Origin of the sequence: Azospirillum sp. 11R-A (assembly GCF_049472615.1) — a bacterium.
In the GTDB taxonomy this organism is placed as follows: Bacteria; Pseudomonadota; Alphaproteobacteria; order Azospirillales; family Azospirillaceae; genus Azospirillum; species Azospirillum palustre.
Window position 1 is genome coordinate 16,104 of the sequence record NZ_JBCEBL010000004.1, and the last position, 19,583, is coordinate 35,686.

The 19,583-nt window shown below is 68.8% G+C and carries 1 protein-coding gene; it reads left to right on the forward strand.

The annotated features are described in order from the left end of the window. Nucleotides 1-31 precede the first annotated feature (31 nt). Complete coding sequence (locus VH569_RS07755; protein ID WP_423314818.1) at nt 32-19,576, forward strand: calcium-binding protein; 19,545 nt, start codon at nt 32-34, stop codon at nt 19,574-19,576. Nucleotides 19,577-19,583: the final 7 nt, after the last annotated feature.

The window sequence follows — 19,583 nt, forward strand, 5'->3', positions numbered from 1 at the left end:
AACCGGGCCGACATTTCCGGAGGACAAGCCGATGACCAGCACCGTGACCACCGACAGCGACGATCTGCTGACCGGTGACTGGCGCGCCGACACGCTGAGCGGCGGTGCCGGCAACGACACCCTGATCGGAGGCGACGGCAACGATTGGCTGGATGGCGGCGCCGGCAACGACGTGATCTCCGGCGGGACCGGCAACGACCTGATTCGGGGTGGCGACGGTGCCGACAGCATCGATGGCGGGGAGAACGACGACAGCATCGACGGCGGCAGCGGCAACGACACCATCGTCGGCGGCGGCGGCCGTGACGTGGTGACTGCCGGCGACGGCGACGATCTGGTGACGGACGGCGCCGGGGTGTGGAGCGACGACCGCTTCGACGGCGGTGCCGGTAACGACACGCTGGAGGGGGGATACGGCAGCGACACCCTGATCGGCGGGGCGGGCAACGACCGGCTGACCGTCGGCGACGATTACAGCGGCGATTATCTCGACGGCGGCGACGGCGACGACACGCTGACCGGTGGGATGGGCGCCGACCGGCTGGCCGACGGCGCCGGGACCGACCTCGTCCGGGCCGGCGGCGGCGACGATCTGCTGGACCATGTCCTGTCGGATCAGGCGGGCAACGACACGCTGGATGGGGGTGCCGGCTATGACCGGCTGCGGGTGGCGCTGACCGCCGGTCAGGTGACCGCCGCCGTCGCGGCCGACCTCGTCCAACTGGCGGACTTCATCCGCCGCCATGGCGACGACGGCCAGAGCTTCACCGGTCAGGCGATCCGGCTTGTCGCCAACAACTGGAACGCGCTCGAGGTGACGGTGGACGGCCGGACGGTGGCGGTCGCCGATCTGGCCGGCATGGTCGTCGCGGCCCCCAACCGGGCCCCGGCCGCCGCCGATCAGGCGTTGAGCGGGACGGAGGATATGCCGGTCACCGGTTCGGTCGGCGCGGTCGATCCCGACGGCGACGCGTTGACCTATGGCGTCGGCGCCGGGCCGGGCCATGGCCGGCTGGTGCTGGAGGCCGACGGCCGCTTCACCTACCGGCCCGATGCCGACTACGCCGGCACCGACAGCTTCCGCATCGATGTGGCCGACGGCCGGGGCGGGGTAACCAGCCAGACGGTCACCGTCACGCTGGCCGGCGTCAACGACGCTCCGTCCGGCGTGATGCTCGACGGGGTCGCCGTTGCCGAGCATGCATCGGCCGGAACCGTCGTCGGCACCGCCCACGGCAGCGACCCCGATGGAGACACGCTGACCTACAGCCTGACCGACGATGCCGGCGGGCGCTTCGCGATCGATGTGGCGACCGGGGTGTTGTCCGTCGCCGCCGGGGCAGAGTTCGATTATGCACAGGCTCCCGCCCATGCGGTAACCGTCCGCGTCACCGATGCCGGGGGGCTCAGCACCGATCGCGTCTTCCACATCGGCGTCACCGCGGTCCGGAACGACGGTGCCGCCGACATCGACGGGCTGTCCCCGGCCGACGAGCAAGCGTTTGAGGCCGGCGAGGCGCAGGTCGGCGGCAACGACGCGCTGACGGGCGACTGGCGGGCGGAGACGCTCGATGGCGGTGCCGGGAACGACACGCTGGGCAGCGGCGGTGGCGGCGGCACGCTGCTGGGCGGGGCCGGCGATGACCTGCTGAACGGCGATTGGGGCGAAGACAGCCTGCGCGGCGGATCGGGTGCCGACACGCTGCGCGGCGGATCGCAGAGCGACCGGCTGTTCGGCGGCTCCGGGAACGATCTGCTGGACGGCGGCAGCGAGGACGACACGCTGGACGGCGGGACCGGCAACGACAGCCTGGACGGCGGCAGCGGCGCCGACCTGCTTTATGGCGGCATGGGCGACGATCTGCTGGATGGCGGCACCGACGCCAACCGGCTCTATGGCGGCAGCGGCAACGACACGCTGCTGGGCGGCGACGTGAGCGACACGCTCGACGGCGGCAGCGGCGACGACGTCATCAGCGGCGGCACCGGGGCCGACGTCATCAGCGGCGGCGCCGGCAACGACAGCATCGACGGCGGCGAAAACGACGACAGCATAGAGGGCGGCAGCGGCAACGACACCATCATTGGCGGCGGTGGCCGCGACATCGTGCTGGCCGGCGACGGCGACGATCTGGTCAGCGACGGCGACGGCGTGTGGAGCGACGACCGCTTCGACGGCGGGGCGGGCAACGACACTCTGGACGGCGGCCTCGGCAGCGACACGCTGATCGGCGGGGCCGGCAACGACCGGCTGGCGGTGGGCGCCGACTATACCGGCGATTACCTGGATGGCGGCGACGGTGACGATACGCTGGTCGGCGGGCTGGGCGCCGACACCCTGCTGGGCGGCGCCGGCAATGACGTGCTGAAGGGGGGCGGCGGCAACGATGTCCTCGACGGCGGCGACGGCATCGACATCGCCGATTACTCTGCCGCGACCGGCGCGATCTCCATCGATCTTGCGACCGGCGAGGTGCACCACGGCGGCTGGATGGCCGACCGCGTGTCGGGCATCGAGACCATTCTGGCCGGTGGCGGTGCCGACACGCTGGCCGGCGACGGCGGCGACAACAGCCTGTCCGGCGGGGCCGGCGACGACAGCCTGTCGGGTGGAGCGGGGGACGATTTGCTGGACGGCGGCAGCGGTGCCGACCGGCTCGACGGCGGGGACGGCATCGACACCGCCACCTATGCGGCGTCCGGGGCGGGCGTGACCGTCGATCTGGCGGCCGGCACGGGTGCCGGCGGCGATGCCGAGGGCGACCGGTTGACCGGCATCGAGACTGTCGTCGGTTCCGCCCATGACGACCGGTTGACCGGTGACGCTGCCGCCAACCGCCTGGAGGGCGGCGACGGTGACGATCTGCTGGCCGGGGCCGGCGGCGCCGACACGCTGATCGGCGGCGAGGGGACCGACACTGCCGACTATTCCACGTCCGAAGCCGGCGTGACGGTCGATCTCGCGGCCGGCATCGGCCTGGGTGGCGATGCCGAAGGCGATGTCCTGTCGGGCGTCGAGAATCTCACCGGCTCGGCCCGGGACGACCGGCTGACCGGCGACGGCGGGGCGAATGTGCTGGATGGCGGGGTCGGGGACGACACGCTGGCGGGTGCCGGCGGCGACGACAGCCTGATCGGCGGCGACGGCATCGACACCGCCGATTACTCGGCTTCGGCCGCCGGGGTGTCCGTCGATCTGGCGGCGGGCACGGCGGCCGGTGGCGATGCCGAAGGCGACGTTCTGTCGGACATCGAGAACCTGACCGGCTCGGATCACGACGATCTGCTGGTGGGCGATGCCAACGGCAACCTGCTCGACGGCCGCGGCGGCAACGACACGCTGATCGGGCTCGGCGGCGCCGACACGCTGATCGGCGGCGATGGCGTCGACCTTGCCGACTATTCGGCATCGGCCGACGGCGTGACCGTCGATCTGTCCAGCGGCACCGGCATTGGCGGCGACGCGGACGGCGACCGGCTGTCCGGCATCGAGAATCTGACCGGCAGCGCCTTCGGCGACCGGCTGACCGGCGATGCCGGCGCCAATCGCCTCGACGGCGCCGGCGGCAACGACACGCTGATCGGGCTTGGCGGCGCCGACACACTGATCGGCGGCGATGGCATCGACCTTGCCGACTATTCGGCCTCCGATGCGGGCGTGGCGGTGGATCTGTCGAGCGGTGTCGGGCTTGGCGGCGATGCCGAGGGCGACGTGCTGTCCGGGATCGAGAACCTGACCGGTTCCGGCCATGACGACAGGCTGACCGGCGACGGCGGCGCGAACCTGCTCGACGGCGGAACGGGCGACGATCTGCTGGCCGGTGGCGCCGGTGCCGACACGCTGCTCGGCGGCGAGGGGACGGACACCGCCGACTATGCCGCGTCGGCCGGCGGTGTCGCCGTCGATCTGGCGGCGGGGACAGGTGCTGGCGGCGATGCAGAAGGCGACCTGCTGTCCGGCATCGAGAATGTCATCGGCTCGGCCGGCGCCGACCGGTTGACCGGCGATGCCGGCGCCAACCGGCTGGATGGCGGTGCCGGGGACGACTGGCTGTCCGGCGGTGCGGGAGCCGATACGCTGACCGGCGGCGATGGCATCGACAGCGCCGATTATGCGGCCTCCGCGGATGGCGTCGCGGTGACCCTGACCGGCGGCAGCGGTTCGGGTGGCGATGCCGAGGGCGACGTGCTGTCCGGCATCGAGAACCTGTCCGGCTCCGACCATGACGACCGGCTGACCGGCGATGCGACCGCCAACCGGCTCGATGGGCGTGGCGGCAACGACACGCTCGTCGGGCTGGGCGGCGCGGATACGCTGATCGGCGGCGACGGCATCGACACCGCGGAGTATCTGGCATCCGCCACCGCGGTGAGCGTCAGTCTGGCGAGCGGCACCGGCAGCGGCGGCGACGCCCAGGGCGACCGGCTGAGCGGGATCGAAAACCTGACCGGCTCCGCCTTCGGCGACCGGCTGACCGGCGACGGCGGAGCCAACGTCCTGGATGGTGCCGGCGGCAACGACACGCTGGTGGGAGGGGCCGGGTCCGACACGCTGATCGGCGGGGCCGGCAGCGACACCGCCGACTATTCGGCGTCCGGCGCGGCGGTGACGGTCGATCTGTCGGCGGGCACCGGGCTCGGCGGCACGGCGGAGGGGGATGTGCTGATTGGGGTCGAGAACCTGTTCGGATCGACCCGTGCCGACCTGCTGACCGGCGATGCGCAGGACAACATTCTGCGCGGCGGCGCCGGTGCCGACACGCTGATCGGCGGCGCCGGATCGGACACCGCCGACTACACCGGCTCGGCCGTCGGGGTGACGGTCAGCCTTGCCGATGGAACGGCAACCGGTGGCGACGCCACCGGCGACGTGCTGTCGGGGATCGAGAATTTGACCGGTTCCGCCGCCGCCGACCAACTGACCGGCGATGCCGGGGCCAACCGCCTGCGCGGCGGCAGCGGCAACGACACGCTGATCGGCGGGATCGGCGCCGACAGCCTGAGCGGCGGCGCGGGGATCGACACCGCCGACTATTCGGCGTCGGATGCCGCGGTGTCGGTCAATCTCGCCACCGGCATCGGTCGCGGCGGCCATGCCGAAGGCGACCGGCTCGACGGTGTGGAGAACCTGATCGGCACCGGCGGTGCCGACAGCCTGACCGGCGACGCCGCCGCCAACTATCTGGACGGCCGCGGCGGTGCGGACAGCCTGTCCGGCGGGGCGGGTGACGACACGCTGCGGGTGCTTGACGACGGCTTCGCCAGCATCGACGGCGGCAGCGGCTTCGACACCCTGCGCTTCGAGGGCGAGCGGCTGGTGGTCACCGGCGCCGATGCCGGCGGGGTCCATGGCGTCGAGATGATCGACCTCGGCCATCCGGGCCGCCAGACCCTGATCCTGAACGAGCAGGGCATCGTCGCCGACACCGGCGGGGCGCCGCTCTACGTCACCGGCGACCGCAACGATCTGGTGACCTTCAAGGAGTCCGGCTGGCGCCGCGGCGGCAGCCAGACCGTCGGTTCCGTGCTGTACAACCTGTACAGCCGCGGTCCGACCACGGTCTATGTGCAGGACGGCGTACGGATGTTCGGCGACCTCGTGGTCACCGGCACCGCGGGGGACGACGTCCTGACCGCGCCGTCGGGCGCCGGCCATGTGGTGGTGTTCGGCGAAGGCGGCAACGACACGGTGCGGCTCGGTTCCGGCTTCCGGCATGAGATCGCGCATCTTGTGCGGATCGACGACGACCTGCACGTCCTGTTCGACGCGCAGGGCGGCCCGGCCGGGGAGGATGGCTATGCCCGCGACCGCATCACCATCATGGGCCATTTCGCCCCGAACGGTGCCGCCGGGGCGGGGGACGGCAGCGTCCGTCAGATACAGTTCGCCGACGGCGTGGTCTGGCCGGTGTGGGGCGACGACCTGCTGCTGGGCAGCACCGGCGACGACACCATCGCCCTTGAGCCCGGCTTCGCCAGCCACAGCCTGCATGCCGATGCCGGTGTGAACGTCATCCGCTTCGGCGCCGACGTGAGCGCCGACGATCTGCGCCTGTCGCGCAAGGGCGACGACCTGGAGATCCGCATCGCCGGCACCGACCGCTCGATCCTGCTCTTCAACCATTTCTCGGCCGAGGCGCTGGCCGGCGCCGGCAACGGCGGGGTGGAGGCCATCGAACTGGCCGACGGCAGCCGCTGGCGCGTGCGCGGCAACGACATCCGCATCGGCAGCAGCGGCGACGACCGCATGGTCTTCGGGCTCGATGGCGGGCAGACGATTCTCTACGGCAGCGCCGGTGCCGACACCATCGCCTTCGCGTCGAACATCGACCCCGACCGCATGCGGCTGACCCGCGAGGGCGACGACCTGCGCATCTCCTATGACGGCAGCGGCGCGTCCTGGCTGATCAAGCAGCAGTTCGACGGCAATGCCGACGGCTATCGGACCATCCGCTTCGGCGACGGCACCGAATGGTCCATCGACAACACCCGCCTGATCGTCGGCACAGCCGCCGACGAGCGGGTGGAGGTGGCGGCGGGCCTGGGTGAGCGTGTGCTCGCGACCGGCGGCGGCCACGACGGGCTGGTGCTGGGGGCCGGCATCCTTCCGTCGCAGGTGGCGCTGCGCCGGGACGGCGACAAGCTGGTCATCCAGATCGGCAATGCCGACGACCGGGTGGTGCTGCTGAACCACTTCAACGACGCGGGCGCCGGCAACGGCGTGCTGCGCAGCCTGACCTTCGCCGACGGGACGGTGTGGCCGCTGGACGGCGGGGCCGGATTCCGCATGGGCGGCGACACCGCCGACGTGTTCGCCTTCAAGCCGGGCGACGGGGCCGTCACGCTGTTCGCCGGCAAGGGCATCGACACGCTGAACGTCGCATCCACCATCGGCGCCGACAGGCTGGGCTTCACCCGCCAGGGCGACGATCTGGTCATTTCGGTGAAGGGTTCGACGGACAAGGTCACCGTGCTGAACCATTTCGCCAGCGGCTGGGGGGCGTCGCTGCTTGAGAATGTCTATGCCGGCGGGCGCTTCTGGAACCTGTCCGATCCCGCCCTGCTGATCGGGGGAGCCGGCGACGACAGCTACACCCTGACGGTCGGCGGCGGCGCCAAATCGATCCTGCCCGGCGGCGGCAACGACCAGATCGTCATCGGTCCCGGCATCGACAAGGCGAGCGTGACCATGCAGCGGGTGGGCGACGATCTGGTGATCGGCCTGCGCACGCTACCCGACAAGCTGACCGTGCTGAACCACTTCTCCGGCGGGGCGAGCGGCGGCGTGCACACGCTGCGCTTCATCGACGGCGACACGTGGAACATCTGGGGCGCCAGCATCATGGTCGGCACCAGCGCCACCGACACCTTCACCGCCGCACCGGGCATCGGCCATGTGTCGCTTTATCCCGGTGGCGGCAGCGATCGCCTGCGGCTGGGGACCGGCTTTGACAGCCTGGACACGCTGGTGCGCCGGGTCGGCGACGACCTTGAGATCGTCATGCGCGACGGCAGCGACACGGTCAAGGTGCTGAACCACTTCCTGAACAACGAGGCGCGCGACATCGCCTTCGCCGACGGCAAGATCTGGACGGTCGGCGGCCCCGGCGCCCGCATCGGAACGGACGGCGCCGACCGGTTCCTGCTGTCGCCAGGCTCCGGCGCCGTCGTCGTCTATGGCGGCGGCGGTCAGGGCGGTGGCGACCGCATCGAGGTGGCGCCCGGCATCGACCCGTCCACCGTCCGCCTGACCCGTGTCGGCAACGATCTGCGCGTCACCGCCGGTGCCGACAGCATGACCATCGTCAACCAGTTTGCCACCGGCGGCGTGGTGGCGATCCCCGAAATTGTCTTCTCCAACGGCGTCGTGTGGCCGATCATCGGCACCAACATCTTCATCAGCGGCGGCGGAGCGGAGACGATTCCCGCCGGTCCGATGTACATCTATCCCGGCGCGTCCGGCCAGCATCTGGCCATCGACGCCGATCCGGGCAAGACCCGCATCGTGCGCGTCGGCAACGACCTGCACCTGACCATCGTCGGCCAGCCGAACGAGATGATCATCGTCAACCACTTCGCCATGAACGGCATCGGCGATCTGGTCTTCAACAACGGCACCACCTGGAACATCCAGGGCGGCAAGGTGCTGATCGGCGGCACCGGCCACGACCAGTTCGTGATCCAGCGCGGGATGGGCGACGTGATCGTCTATCCCGACAGCGCCGGCGACGACAGCCTGCGCTTCGTCGACACGGTGGACGGGTCCAAGATCCGGGTGGCGCGCATCGGCGACAATCTGCGCATCACCATCGACGGCACGGCGGATGCGCTGACCATCGTCAACCATTTCGCCGGCACGCCGATGGACTCGCTGACGCGCCCCGACGGTTCGGTGCTGCCGCTGACCGGCGACAATCTGCTGATCGGCGGCCAGGGCGGAACGGTCTTCCTGGTCGGTCCGGACAGCGGGTCGAAGACCATCTATGCCGAAGGCGGCGACCGCGTGGTGTTCGAGGACATCGACAGCACGGAGGTGCGGCTGATCCGCACCGGGTCCGACCTGCAGGTCTTCATCGACCGCACGCAGCAGGTGGTGACCGTCCTCAACTATTTCGGCGGCGTCGGCCAGCTGGACTTTTCCGACGGGCGGGTGTTCGACCTCAACTCGCCCTACACGCTGATCGGCGGCGGGGGCGGCGACCGCTTCACCATCGGCAAGACCGGTCCGGCCATCCAGTTCATCCATGCCGGGGGCGGCGGCAGCCAGATCGTCTTCGGGCCGGACGTTTCCCCCGGCGACGTGACTCTGCGGCAGGACGGCGTCGATCTGGTGGTCGCCTTCATCGGCAGCGGACGCGTCGTGCGCGTCGTCAATCACTTCACCGCGCCCACCGATGGGCTGGCACGCGGGTTGGACGCCATCACCTTCTCCGGCGGGCTGACGCTCAACCTCCAGGGCGACAGCGTGATGTTCGGCGAGCAGGGAACCGACGACTTCACCATCCTGCCCGGCCAGGGCCAGCGCTACCTCTTCCCCGGCGGCGGCAGCGACCGGCTGTATTTCGGTCCCGGCATCGACCCGGCGCTGGTGCGGATGGAGCGCGACGGCGTCAACCTGCACATCTTCACCGACGACGGCAGCGTCGACCTGACGGTGGTCAACCATTTCGGCCCCACCGGGCTGGCGGGCAGCGGGTCCGGCCTGTCCACCGTCCGTTACGACGACGGCCAGAGCTGGGCGGTTGCCGGCAACGGCATCCTGATCGGCAGCCGCGGCAACAACAGCTTCAGCGTCGGTTCCGGCAGCGGCCCGGTGACGATCCATCCGGCGGGCGGCGACAACCGGCTGGTCTTCGGCGCCGGCATCCCGCCGGCCAACCTGCGCCTGGTGCGCGAGCATGACGATCTGCGCATCGTCTCGGCCGACGGCACGATCAACGTGCTGGTGGTCAACCATTTCCTGAACCAGCTCGATGAGATCAACTTCGCGGCCGGGGTTCCGTGGGTGCTGGGGGCCGGCAACGTCTTCATCGGCGGCGACGGCCCGTCGGTCTTCCGCTTCGGCAGCATCGACACCGACCTGATCGTCTTCCCCGGCAGCGGCGACACGGTGGGCCTGCCCGACGGGCTGGACTGGAAGGACGTCGTGCTGACGCGGTCCGGCGGCGACCTGATCGTGCAGGTCCGTGCCACCGGCCGGCAGATCCGCATCGTCAACCATTTCTCGGCCAGCGACGGCACCAGCGGGCTGGCCGGGCTGATCTTCTCGGACGGCACCACCATGCCGCTGGGCGAACTGGCGATGCTGGGCGGCACCGGCGGCGACCTGCTGACCGGGGCGGCGACCGACGACCTGCTGCTGGGCCAGGACGGCGATGACCGGCTGAGCGGCGGCGGCGGCAACGACACGCTGATCGGCGGCATCGGCAACGACACGCTGGATGGCGGGGCCGGCAACGACGTCTATGTCTACCGCATCGGCGACGGGCGCGATTACATCCTGGACAGCGCCGGGTTCGACCGCATCGAATTCGGTCCCGGCATCGGCCGCGGCGATCTCTATTTCGCGCGGTTCGGCAACGACCTCTACATCCGCTTCCGCGGGCGGCCGACCGACGAGATCGTGGTGACCGGACGCTTCAACGGGGCTGGCGACGGCACCTCCTACGTGGAGCGGCTGGCCTTCGCCGACGGCACCAGCTTCGACCTGACCCGCACCGACATCGCGCTGGAGACGGTGGCGACCGCGGCCGCGGAGTATCTCCAGGGCTACACTGTCGGCGACCGGATCGAGGGGACCGCCGGCAACGACACGATCCTCGGCTATGCCGGCAACGACACGCTGATCGGCGGCACCGGATCGGATTCCATCGATGGCGGTACGGGCGACGATCTGATCGACGGCCGCGACGACCCCGGCACCGACGGCGCGAGCGATGTGATCCAGGGCCGCGACGGCAACGACACCGTCCTGGGCGGCGGCGGTTCCGACATAATTTTCGGCGGCACCGGCGACGACAGCCTGTCGGGCGGCGGCGGCAATGACAGCATCGACGGCGAGGACGGTGATGACACCATCGACGGCGGGACCGGTGCCGACTCCATCCGTGGTGGCGGCGGCAACGACGTTTACGTCTACCGGATCGGCGACGGGCGAGACACCATCATCGATGCTGCCGGGCTCGACCGCATCGAGTTCGGTCCCGGCATCGGCCGCGGCGATCTCTATTTTGCCCGTTTCGGCAACGACCTCCACATCCGCTTCCGCGGGCGGTCCACCGACGAGATCGTTGTCACCGGCCGCTTCAACGGGGCAGGCGATGGCGCGTCCTTCGTGGAGCGGCTGGCCTTCGCCGACGGCACCGGTTTCGACCTGACCCGCACCGACATCGCGCTGGAGACCGATGCGACCAATGCCAGCGAGTATTTGCAAGGCTACAATGTCGGCGACTGGATCAACAGTCGGGGCGGCGACGACACCATCTTCGGCTACGGCGGCGACGATACGCTGATTGGCGATACCGGCTGGGAGGTGATGTATGGCGGCGACGGCAACGACCTGATCGATAGCCGCGGCGATTCCGGTACCGATGGCCGTTTCGACCGCTCCTACGGCGAGGCCGGCAACGACACCATCCTCGGCGGCGGTGGCTCCGACGCCCTGTCTGGTGGAACCGGCGACGACAGCATCGAGGGCGGCGGCGGCAACGACAGCATCTATGGCGATGAGGGAACCGATACCCTGTCCGGCGGCGACGGCGCTGACTTCCTTTCGGGGGGCGACGGCAATGACGGCCTGTCCGGCGGGGCGGGGGCCGACACGCTGGACGGCGGGGCCGGCAACGACCTGCTGGAGGGTGGCGACGGCGACGACAGCCTGCTGGCTGGCGATGGCGACGACACGCTGATTGGCGGCGGCGGCACCGACAGGCTGTTCACCGGAGCCGGCGACGACACGATCCGCTTCGACGGCGGGCGCGAGACCATCACCAACGAAGCCGGCGCCGACACGCTGGAGATCGGTGGCGGGCTGACGCGGGCCCACATGTATTACGCCCGCTTCGGCAACGACCTGTATCTGCGTTTCCGCAACAGAAGCGACGAGGTGGTGCTGACCGGACGCTTCGACAAGGCCGGCGACGGCGCGAGCTATGTCCAGACCGTGCTGTTCGCCAATGGCGACCGCGCCGACCTGTCCGATCCCGCGCTGGTGCTGGAAACGGTGGCGAACGAGTTCAACGAGACGCTGGAAGGCTATAACGCCAACGACACCATCAGCGGCCTTGGTGGCACCGACACCATCCTCGGCTATGGCGGCGACGATCTGCTCGATGGCGGGGCCGGCAACGACGTTCTGCTCGGCGGCACCGGCAACGACCGGCTGCTCGGCGGTGCCGGGGCCGACCGGCTCGAAGGTGGCGACGGTGACGACACGCTGGAGGGCGGCGACGATGCCGATCTCCATTATGGCGGTGCGGGCAACGACCTGATCGTTGGCGGGGCCGGGACCGACTACATGGAAGGCGGCGAGGGCGACGACCACCTGTCCGGCGACGCCGGCAACGACACGCTGTACGGCGATGCCGGCAACGACAGCCTCCAGGGTGGCGACGGCGACGACTTCCTTTCGGGCGGCGACGGCGCCGACACGCTGGAAGGCGGGACGGGAACCAACACCATCCTGACCGGCCTGGGCGACGACGTGATCCGCCATGCCGACGGCCGGGACACCATCACCAACGAGGGCGGCAACGACGTCCTGGAAATCCGCAGCGGCCTGCGGCGGGAGGACCTGTATTACGCCCGCTTCGGCAATGACCTTTATCTGCGCTTCCGCGGCGCGGCCGACGAGATCGTGCTGAAGAACCGCTTCAACGGTGCCGGGGATGGGGCGAGCTATGTCCAGACGCTGCTGTTCGCCGACGGGCAGCGGGCGGACCTGACCGACCCGACGCTGACGCTGGAGACGCTGGCGACCGCCGGTTCCGAAAAGCTGGAGGGTTACAATGTCGGCGACCTGATCCAGGGCGTCGGCGGCAACGACACGATCTATGGCTATGGCGGGAACGACACGCTGGAGGGTGGAGCCGGCAACGACCAGCTCTATGGCGGGTCGGGTGACGACACGCTGATCGGCGGGGCCGGTGACGACCGGCTGAACGGCGACGATGGCGACGACCTGCTGCAAGGCGGTGATGGCAACGACAGTCTGACCGGCGGGGCCGGCGCTGACACCTTGATCGGCGGCGCCGGAGCCGACCAGATCTATGGCGGCGACGGCAACGACCTGATCGACAACCGGGACGATATCGGCAGCGGGGCGTCGCTGAACGTCGCCTATGGCGAGGCGGGCAACGACACCATCCTCGGCGGCGACGCGGCCGAGACCTTCTCCGGCGGCGATGGCAACGACCGGCTGGAGGGCAACGCCGGCAACGATTGGCTGGAGGGCAATGCTGGCAACGACAGCCTGTCGGGCGGTACTGGTGACGACAGCATCCAGGGCGGCGACGGCGCCGACACGCTGGAAGGCGGGGCGGGGGTCAACACCATCCTGACCGGCCTGGGCGACGACGTGATCCGCCATGCCGGCGGCCGGGACACCATCACCAACGAGGGCGGCAGCGACGTCTTGGAAATCCGCAGCGGCCTGCGGCGGGAGGATGTGTATTACGCCCGCTTCGGCAACGACCTCTATCTGCGCTTCCGCGGTGCGGCCGACGAGATCGTGCTGAAGAACCGCTTCAACGGCGCGGGCGACGGGGCGAGTTATGTCCAGACCCTACTGTTCGCCGACGGGCAACGGGCGGACCTGACCGACCCGACGCTGACGCTGGAGACGCTGGCGACCGCCGGTTCCGAAAAGCTGGAGGGTTACAATGTCGGCGACCTGATCCAGGGCGTCGAGGGCAACGACAGCATCTACGGCTATGGCGGGAACGACACGCTGGATGGCGGGACCGGCAACGACCAGCTCTATGGCGGGTCGGGCGACGATACGCTGAGCGGCGGGGCCGGTGCCGACCGGCTGGAAGGCGGCGACGGCCTCGATACACTGGATGGCGGGGAGGGGGACGACACGCTCTATGGCGACGCCGGTGACGACACGCTGATCGGTGGGGCCGGCAACAACACGCTTTACGGCGGAACCGGGAACAACGTCATCCGCTTCGATGGCGGTCAGGACATCGTCTACAACACCGGCGGCACCGATGTCATCGAACTGGATGCGTCCTTCGACAAGACTGCGCTTTATTTCTCCCGCTTCGGCAACGATCTCTATGTGCGCTTCACCGGCCGCACCGACCAGATCGTCGTCAAGGACCGCTTCAACGGTGCCGCCGACGGTGCCGCCTATGCCCAGACCCTGCGCTTCGCCGACGGATCGCTGGAGGATCTGACCCGCCAGGATCTGGCGATCCAGACGACCGGCGGCGCTGGAAGCGAGAAGCTGGAGGGCTACAATGTCGGCGACAGCATCGACGGACAGGCCGGCAACGACACCATTTACGGCTATGGCGGCAACGACACGCTGACAGGCGGTGCCGACAACGACGATCTGCGCGGCGGTGCCGGTGCGGATCGTCTCGATGGCGGAACCGGCAACGACTTTGCCTACGGCGGTTCCGGTGACGATACGGTTGCTGGCGGGGACGGCGAGGACCGGCTGTGGGGCGATGCGGTGTCGACCACGGGCAATGAAGCGATCACCATCCGTATCCGCGCGCAGACATATGGGTTGCTGAGTTCCGTGCTGAGGGTGTGGTTGGATAATTCCGTGGTGGCTGAGACAACGGTCACGGCGGTCGGCGTCTATAATCACATCGATTACGGCCAATGGCAGGATGTCGTGTTCACGGTTCGCGACCGTGATTCAGCGTCCTCCCTGCGCCTGGAGACGGTTGCCACCTTCCCGTACAGCGGCACCACCTTCATCGGGCTTTGGTTCGCCGGCGCGGAGATCAACGGAACACCGGTTCCGAGCGTTCCCGGCGCGCAGATCAAGTTCGGCCAGTCGGCATCCTTTGGCGTTTCGACGGTTCTGCCTGCTTACTCCGCCGATGAACCCACCGGCGACGACAGCCTGACCGGCGGTGCGGGCAACGACGCATTGGGCGGCGGCCAAGGCGATGACAGGCTGTCGGGAGACAGCGGCAACGACACCATCCTCGGCGGTGCGGGCAACGACACCATCCTGGGCGGTTCCGGTTCCGACGAGATGCACGGCGGTGCCGGCGACGACCTGATCGACAATCGTGACGATCCGAGCGCCGGCGGCATCAATGACGCATCCTATGGCGGCAGCGGCAACGACACCGTCTATGGCGGCGGCGGGGTCGACGTGGCCTATGGCGGGGCGGGGGACGACCTGATCGACGGTGGCGGCGGCACCGACTATCTCTATGGCGAGGACGGCGCCGATTCCATTTTCGGTGGCGCCGGTGCCGATTACCTCTACGGTCAGGCGGGCAACGATACGCTGGACGGCGGGGCCGGCAACGACACCATCGACGGCGGGGCCGGCGACGACGTGATCCGCTTCACCTCCGGTGACGGTGTGGACAGCATCACCGGCGGCGGCGGCAACGATGTGCTGCTGCTGGGTGCGGGGCTGAGCCGGGAGCGGATGTACCTCTCGCGCATCGGCACCGACCTGCATCTGAACTTCCGGGATACCGGCGACCGCATCGTCCTGGCCGGCCGGTTCAGCGGCGAGGGCGACGGTGCGAATTTCGTGCAGACCGTGACGTTCGCCGATGGAAGCACCGTCCACCTGTCCGCCCAGACCATCGTGATGGAAACCTATGGGCAGTCGACCGCGGAAACCATTTACGGCTACAGGGCCAACGACACCATCGACGGTGCCGGCGGCAACGACACCCTGTACGGCTACGCCGGCGACGACATGCTGATCGGCGGGGACGGCAACGATGCGCTGTATGGCGGAACGGGGGCCGATCGGCTGGACGGCGGCGCCGGTGCCGATTCCCTGGAAGGCGGGGAGGGCGACGACAGCCTGTCCGGTGGCGCCGACAACGACACCCTGAATGGCGGTGCCGGCAACGACACTCTGAATGGCGGAACAGGTGCCAACACCATCGACGGCGGTGCCGGCAATGACAGCATCGTCTACGAAGGCGGTGCCGACACCGTGACCGGCGGCGGCGGCACTGACGAGCTGGTCTTCGGCGAAGGCTACGACCAGGCCGGCCTGCGGCTGGAGCGGTTCGGCAAGGATCTCCATCTGGTCTTCGACGATCTCGGCAAGCGGATCGTCGTCGCCAACCGCTTCAACGGCAATGGCGAGGGGGCGAACTATGTGCAGACCCTGCGCTTCGCCGATGGCGGAACGGTGGATCTGTCCAGAACCGACCTGTTCATCGCCACGCGCGACAGCGACGTTGGGCATGTGCTGGAAGGCTACAATGCCGGCGATGTGATCCGTGGCAACGGCGGCACCGACGCGATCTATGGCTATGGCGGCAACGACACGCTGTATGGCGGCACCGGCGCCGATGCCCTTTACGGCGGCGATGGCGACGATCTGATCGACAGCCGGGACGACACGGCCAGCGGCGACAGCGCTTATGGCGAGGCGGGCAACGACACGCTGTATGGCGGCGCCGCCAACGATGCGCTCTATGGCGGCGACGGCAACGACCTGATCGAGGGGAATGCCGGGAACGACTTCATCCGGGGCGATGCCGGCAGGGACAGCCTGCATGGCGGGGCCGGGGTCGACACCGTGTATGGCGGCGCCGACAACGACACCCTGTATGGCGACGACGGCAACGATCTCCTGTATGGCGACGCCGGAGAGGACAGCCTGCTGGGCGGTTCGGGGTCCGACACGCTGTATGGCGGTGCCAGTGCCGACATCCTGTCGGGCGGGGACGATGCCGATTCACTCTACGGCGAGGACGGCAACGACACGCTGGCCGGCGGTGCCGGTGCCAATTGGATCGTCACCGGGGCTGGCGACGACCTCGTGCTTTACCAGGGCGGCGCCGACACGGTGACCGGCGGCGGCGGCAACGACACGCTGTCCTTCGGTGAAGGCTACAGCAGCGACGATCTGGGGTTCGAGCGTTACGGCAACGACCTGCATGTCCGCTTCAACGGCAAGACCAACCGGATCGTCGTCGCCAACCGGTTCAGCGGTGCCGGCAACGGTGCCAATTACCTGCAAACCCTGCTGTTTGCCGACGGAAGGACCGTCGATCTGAGCAATCCGGGCCTCATCATCGACACCTGGGACGATGCCGCGGCCCGCACGCTGGAAGGCTATGCCGCTTCGGACACCATCCATGGCGGTGGCGGCAGCGATACCATTTATGGCTATGGCGGCGACGACAGCCTGTATGGCGGGGCGGGAAGCGATCAGGTATTCGGCGGCGCCGGCAACGATCTGCTCGACAACAGCGATGACATGAGCGGAAACGACACGCTTTCCGGCGACGACGGTGACGACACCCTGCGCGGTGGCGCTGGCGGCGAAACCCTTTACGGCGCCGCCGGCGACGATCTGCTCGACGGAGGTGCCGGCAATGACGCCCTGTCGGGCGGCGATGGCGCCGACACGCTGTCGGGCGGCACTGGCAACGACGCCCTGGCGGGCAACAACGGTGCCGACGAACTGTATGGCGGCGACGGCATCGACACGCTCAACGGCGGGGCCGGCAACGATTTCCTCTATGGCGAGGCGGGTGACGACAGCATCCAGGGGGGCGACGGGGACGACGTCATCCAGGGCGGTGCCGGCAACGACCTTCTCTATGGCGAGGCGGGCAACGACACCATCCAGGGCGGCGATGGCGACGACAACATCGACGGCGGCGCGGGCGACGATCTGGTGATCTATGGTGGCGGCCGGGACACCATCATCGGCGGCGCCGGCAACGACACGCTGCTGTTCGGCGAAGGATTTGCAGCCGACCAGCTTCAGATCAAGCGCCTCGACAACAATCTGGTGCTGAGCTTCCGCGACCGGCCGGAGCAGGTGGTCATCTCCAACCGCTTCAGCGGCGGGGGCGATGGCAGCAACTATCTGGAGACTGTCCGCTTCCAGGACGGGACGGAGGTGCGGCTGTCGGATCCCGCCCTGCGGCTGGAATTCAGCGGCGGCACCGGCAACGACGCGCTGTTCGGCTATGCGAACGGCGACCTGCTCGACGGACGGGGCGGCAACGACGTGCTGGCCGGCTATGCCGGCAACGACACGCTGATTGGCGGCACCGGCCGCGACGAACTGCATGGCGGCGACGGCGACGATCTGCTGGACAGCCGGGCCGACGTTGTCGGTTCCGGCGACTTCGACGTCGCCTATGGCGAAGGCGGCAACGACACCCTGCTGGGCGGCGGCGGCAACGACAGCCTGTCGGGCGGTGAGGGCAACGACAGCCTGTCGGGCGGCGACGGCAGCGACGCTCTCTCGGGCGGCAACGGCAACGACACCATGGATGGCGGCGCCGGCGCCGACGTGCTTGCCGGAGATGACGACGATGACCTGCTGACCGGCGGTGCCGGCGCCGATACGCTGGTGGGAGGCAACGGGCGGGACGTGCTGGAAGGCGGCGACGGCAACGACAGCCTGATCGGCGATGCCGGGGCGGGAGGCGCCTATGACATGTTTGAGCCTGCGACGACAGCATTCACCCAGAACTACACCCGCAGCCTCGGATGGAGCATCGACGGCTACACTCCCCGGTTGCTCGGGGATGTGAACGGCGATGGCCGGGCCGACGTCGTCGGTTTCTCCGGCACCACGGTCCAAGTCTCTCTTGGGCAGGGTGACGGCACTTTCGGGCCGACCCTGCAAGCCTATAACGGATCCTTCACGGAAAGTTACGGCTGGCGCCTCCAGAGCGAAAACGTGCGTCAACTGGCCGACGTGAACGGTGATGGCCGGGCGGACATCGTCGGTTTCGGAAAGAATGAAGTGCTGATCGCTTTAGGCCAAGCGGACGGCACTTTTGCGCAGGCAAAAACAGCTTTGAGCGGTATCTTCACCAACAACAGCGGCTGGACCAGTGCGGAGCAATATCCCCGTCTGCTCGGCGATGTGAACGGCGATGGCCGGGCGGACATCGTCGGTTTTTCCGGGGGCGCCGTGCTGACTGCCTTGGGACAGGCGGATGGGACCTTCGGCAGTGCACAGGTCGCTTATCAGGGAGGCTTCACGACCGGCACCGGTTGGCCACAGGAATTCTATAATCCACGCCAGTTGGGAGACGTCGATGGCGATGGGATGACCGATATCATCGGTTTCGGAGACAATCGGGTCTATGTCGCCCGGGGCCGGGCCGACGGGACCTTCGCCCCGGCAATCGTTGCCAACGACGGCTCATTTTCCAGGTACGCGGGCGACTACCCGAATGGAAATGATTATCCTCGCCAAGTTGCCGACATCAACGGCGACGGACGTGCGGATATTGTTGGTTTCCATGTGTCTGGATATTATGTATCGCTGGGTCAAGCGGACGGAACTTTTAGCCGGGTATTCCGTGGCCGTAATGAGTTCGGACACGACAACTGGAACGCATACAGCACTATGCCGCGGGAACTGGCCGACGTCGATGGCAATGGAAGCGCCGACATCGTCGGTTTCGGCTCCTACAGCGTCATGGTGGCCCGGTCGGTGCTCAACGACGACACCTTGAGCGGCGGTGCCGGGGACGACACGCTGGTCGGCGGGCTGGGCAGCGACGTCTACCGGTTCGGACGCGGGGACGGGCGCGACCGCATCGTCGAGAATAGCGGAGACATCGACCGTGACCGGCTGGTGTTCGACGCCGGCATCGATGCCCATCAGCTCTGGTTCACAAAGTCGGGCACCGATCTGGAGGTGCAGGTGGTCGGCACGGCCGACAAGGTGACCGTCGCCGGCTGGTACAGCGGTGCCGAGCATCATATGGACAGCATCGAGACAGCCGACGGAAGCGTGCTGCTGGACTCCATGGTGGACCGGCTGGTGCAGGCCATGGCAGGGTTCGCTCCGCCGGCGGCCGGCACGATGAGCATCGATCCCGATGCCTTCCCGCAGGTCGAAACCGCCATCACCGCCGCCTGGCGGTGAAAGGCCG

Coding starts and splice junctions, on each gene's coding strand:
- VH569_RS07755 (WP_423314818.1), top strand. CDS start 32: ATGACCAGCACCGTGACCACCGACAGCGACGATCTGCTGACCGGTGAC.